This is a genomic window from Thermoflexus sp. (assembly GCF_025055495.1).
In the GTDB taxonomy this organism is placed as follows: Bacteria; Chloroflexota; Anaerolineae; order Thermoflexales; family Thermoflexaceae; genus Thermoflexus.
This window is the reverse complement of sequence record NZ_JANWXB010000122.1, coordinates 1-4504: the sequence shown is the minus strand read 5'-3', so window position 1 is coordinate 4504 and position 4504 is coordinate 1. Positions and strand designations below refer to the sequence as shown.

Below are 4504 nucleotides of genomic sequence, written 5' to 3'. Positions count from 1 at the left end.
CGCCCAGGGAGCCCCGGGGAGGATGCTCGGCCACCACGATCCCATAGTCTTGTCCCTTCTCCCAGAGGACCGCCCCGCTGTGATCCGCGCCCAGCACCTCCACGAAGGCCCGACACACCGCCTCCAGGATCTCCACCAGGTTCAGGGAACGGGAGAACTCCATAGCCAAGCGATGGAGCGTCGCCAGCTCCCGGGCCTGATCCTGCGCCTGGGCGTAGAGCCGGGCATTCTGCCAGGCCGTCGCCAGCTGATCTGCCATTACCTGGAGGGCCCGGATGTCTTCCTCAGTGAACGCGGCAGGCTGCTCGGACTGGATATCCAGAACCCCGACTAGCTCTCCTCGCACAATCATGGGCAGGGCGATCTCGGAGCGAGTGAGGGGGAGCAGTGGGTTCGCAAAGCGAACCGGATCGAGGCCGACATCGAGGGCGATCCGCGCCCGGCGATGGGCGGCGGCCCAGCCCACCATCGACTGCCCCCCGATCTCCAGCCGATGGCCCCGTTCCTTCATGATCCGGCCCGGCTCCCCAGTCCCGGCGGCCAGGACCATCCATTTCCCTTCCGCATCCGGGACGAACCAGCCTACGTAGTAGTAGCCGAACCGATCCCGGATCAGCTCCACCGCTTCGTTCATCAGGCGCTCCGGATCCAGGATCGTCGCGGCGATCCGGCTGACTTCCGATGCCGTTTGCAGGAGGCGTGCGCGGCGCTCCGTCTCCGCGAAGAGCTCCATGCGCTGGATGGCCAGGGAAGCGCTCTGAGCCAGCGTCATCGCCAGCCGGATCTCTTCATCGGAGAACCAGCGCTCCCACCGGCTATCCCACGCCTCGATGTGGCCATAATATCGGTCTCCGACCGTCAGCGGGATCAGAAGAACCGTGCGCCCATCATATTGGGCGAGCAACCTGGCCTCTGGAGCTCCCCGGGCCTCCACCTCGCTGCGGCGGAACACCACGGGCTGCCGGGAGGATCGCATCTGAGCATAAATCGGATAATCCTCATAACGATAGTAAACACCGATGTCTGGAACCCGCTCTTGGGGGGAAGCATCGGGGGCATAGAACTCACCGATGACCAAGAACTGCGAGCCATCCGATGTGGCATGGGTGATATAGGCGCTGGTGACCCCTAACCCGACCGTGAAAGCGCGACAGATTTGGGTTAGAAACTCCACCGGATCGCCCGCCTGGGTCAGGGCGGAAGAGACCTCATACAGCAGCGTTTGCTCGCGCAACTGCCTCTTGAGGCGCTCCAGCAGGATCTGATTCTGAAAGACCACCGCTGCGGTGTCCGTCAGCGCCCGGATGCGGCGGATGGTTGAATCCTCCAGCTCCAGGGGCTGGTTGACCCCCTGAGCGATCAACCAGCCCCAAAACGCATCCCCGGCCCAAAGAGGGAAGAAAGCGACGGAGCGCACGCGATGCCGAAGATAGAATGAACGGCTGACCTCATCCAGCCAGGGATCCGTGGCCACATCCGGGACGAAAATCGGCTCCCGGGTGGGCTCGCGGGCGATAATGGGCACATCCGCGCTCGTATAGCGTCGGATATCTGCGAACAAGCCCCGATCTCGATCCCAGATCAACCGCGCCTGAAGGGCCCGGTCCTCCGGGCGGGCGTCCGGGTCCTCCACCAGCGTCAATACATAACGATCTACCCCCTGGGTGGGGAGATGGGCGAGCAATGCCCGAGCGGCCGCCTCGATGGACGCCGCGGAGGTCAGATCGTGAGTGGCCTGGTAAAGGGCCTGAGTCTCCTCCAGCGTGAACTGGGTTCGCTGGTAGAGGCGGGCGTTCTCGATGGCGACGGCCAGTTGGTCGGCCAGGGTCTGGAGCACCGAAAGCGCCCCCAGGTCAAATGCCCCCTCCAGCGTGCTCTGCACATCCAGCGCCCCAATCACACGCTTGCCGATCCTCAGCGGGAAAGCCGCTTCCGCTCGCGTCTCCGGAAGCAATTCATTCTTGAAGTGAACGGGGTCTTCCGCCGTCCGCTGAGCCACCCGCGGACGCCCGTTCGCGGTGACCCACCCAATGATGCTCTGGCCACCCACGGCCAGACGATGACCTCGCTCCTTGAGTTTCCGGCCGACCTCTCCTGTGGACTCCCTCAGCACCGCCCACTGGCCGCTTTCGTCGATCAGAAACACCGAGGCGTGATAATACCCCAGGCGATCCCGGATCAGATTCACCGCCGTGCGCAACAGCTCCTCCAGATCCAGCATGGAGGCGATCAGGCGGCCCATCTCCGCCGCCGTCTGGAGCTGATGGGTCCGTTCCTGGACCCGGCGCTCCAGGTTCTGGTAGAGGTCCTGGAGTTGTAGGGCCATCGTGTTGAACGTTTCCGCCAGCACCCCCAGCTCATCCCGCGAGGTGACCGGAACGCGAACGCTTAGCTGACCGGCTCCCAGACGACGAGCGGCCTCGGTCAGTTGTCCGAGAGGTCGGGTCAGGGAAGCGGAAGCCAGGAAGGACAGGGCGATGGCGATCCCCCCCAGCGCCAGCGTCCAGAGCAGGGCCTGGCGGCCCAGATGTGCCACGGGAGCCATCGCCTCATCTTCTCGCTGCAACACAGCCAGGATCCATCCGCGCTCCTCCAGGGATGGCAATCGATGACCGATCCCCATCCCCACCCGGCTATACGCAATCAGCCATTCCGAAGCGAGCAGGCCTCCTTCTGGCCTCGCCCCCCCACCCAGAATCGGGGCAAGATCGGTCACCCGCTGGTCCCGATGAAGCAACCCCATGGGGTCCATCAGGACCGTCCCATCGCGATCGATGAGCAGCGCCCGGCCGGTCTGGCCCGTCCGAAACTGGCTGAGGATCCCGAAGATCTGGGAAGCCCCATAGGCGCTTCGGAGCACCCCCACGGCCTGATGGGTGTCCCGACGATAGACAGGAACCGCCAGATAAACCACCGAGGTCTGAAGATCCTCGTCAAAGTGGAGCGTGCTGATATAGGGAGCACCCCGTCCCTGATTCCAGGCGGCCTGCCACCACGGCTCCTGGTCAAAGCGATAAGCCCGGGTGGGCTCCGTAGCCGCAATTAGAACGCCATGGGCATCGGTTAAGAGGAGATGAAGGTGACCGGAGAGGCGGCCTCGAAGGGCACGGAGCTTTTCCGCCGCCGGGCCCTGCAGGACTCGCCGCCGCAAACCGGAGGTGGGCTGGGTCTTCCAGAGGAATTCCTCTTGCTGGATCATATAGGCTCTTAAGGTCGGATCCGCATAGCGGGCGGAATGATCGATCGCCTCGAAGACCAGGGTTTCTTCCTCCGCCCCCATGCTCAGGCTCTCTATCTCATGCCAGAGGTTCTGCTCCAGAGCCGCCCGCTGGGTTCGTGCGATCCCCTGGAATTCTTCGACGATCCGTCTCTGAAGGGTGCTCTCCAGCAGGCGCTCGGCCACCTCCACCGTCCCGACCACGCTGACTAGAACGATCAGGACAAAGCCGGCCAGGAATTTCCAGCGCAAGGGCCACGAGCTCCAAATCCGCATGACCATCTTCGCTCCTCCTCAGCCCAGGGTCCACACCCCCTCACCGGCGAGGATCCGCCGGATCTGATCGGGGAAGGCATCGGGATCAATCGGCTTCCCGATAAAGCCGTCGAAACCGGCCTCCCGGGCCCGCCGCATATTGTCCTCCGTGGCCTCCGCCGAGACCGCCACCACCCGGGTGCCCCGGAAACGGGGGTCCGCGCGGATCTGGCGAAGCACTTCGTATCCATCTTCATAGGGAAGATGGATGTCCAGCAGGATGAGATCAATGCGGGGCAGCTGTCCCGCGAACTCCAGGACCTGCCATCCCGAGGCTTTCCATTGAATATCCCGCACCCCGAGATAACCCAGAAGGCGGGCGATTAACACGAAGTTCTGAAGGTTGTCCTCCACCACCAGGACGGCGGCCTCACGGGGGTCTACCGGAGGCCGCATCGGTTCACCGGCCATGATGCGCCTCCTCGTTCTTCAGGAAAGCAGCGATCTGCTCCGGCAACGCATCCACATCGATGGGCTTGGGGATGTAGCCGTCACAGCCGGTGGCCAGCGCCCGCTCCCGCGTGCCGCGGATCACATCGGCCGTAAGGGCCACAATGGGGACGCCCTGGAGATGCGGCATCTGCTTGAACTGGCGGACCAGCTCGTAGCCGTCGATATCCGGGAGATGGAGATCCACGAGGATTAAATCGGGGCGCAGCGAGCGGGCCAACTCCAGCCCTCTGGGCCCGTCCTCCGCTTCCACCACCTGATATCCCTCCACCTCCAGGATCCGCCGGACCAGCAACCGGTTTTCAAAGTTATCTTCAATATATAAAATCACAGAGCCCATCGGACCTCCGCAGCAGGGCTTTTGTTCCAAGCGTCTTCGGGGGGAAGCCAGCTTAGGCCCCTTCCCCCCTTCCCCTCTCTCCCCCCGGGCCAGCAACTGTGGGGTGAGATAAGCAAAAATCTTTTTTGGGGGCTGGGGCGCCGCCGACGGCGCCACCCCAGCCTCAAAACCCGCAGGCGAGT

The 4504-nt window shown here is 63.7% G+C and carries 3 protein-coding genes; all 3 read right to left on the bottom strand.

Annotation, left to right across the window (positions count from 1 at the left end):
- Window positions 1–3499 (bottom strand): GAF domain-containing protein (locus NZM16_RS04100; RefSeq protein WP_295478749.1); only part of this gene is annotated, 3499 nt, incomplete at its 3' end.
- Window positions 3500–3511: 12 nt separating this feature from the next.
- Window positions 3512–3943 carry a response regulator gene (locus NZM16_RS04095; RefSeq protein ID WP_295451839.1) on the bottom strand — a complete coding sequence of 144 codons (432 nt, stop codon included), beginning with the start codon at window positions 3941–3943 and terminating at the stop codon, window positions 3512–3514.
- Complete coding sequence (locus tag NZM16_RS04090) at window positions 3933–4322, bottom strand: response regulator (RefSeq protein WP_295451837.1); 390 nt, start codon at window positions 4320–4322, stop codon at window positions 3933–3935. Before NZM16_RS04090 ends, NZM16_RS04095 begins: the two co-directional genes overlap by 11 nt.
- Between the last annotated feature and the right edge of the window lie 182 nt (window positions 4323–4504).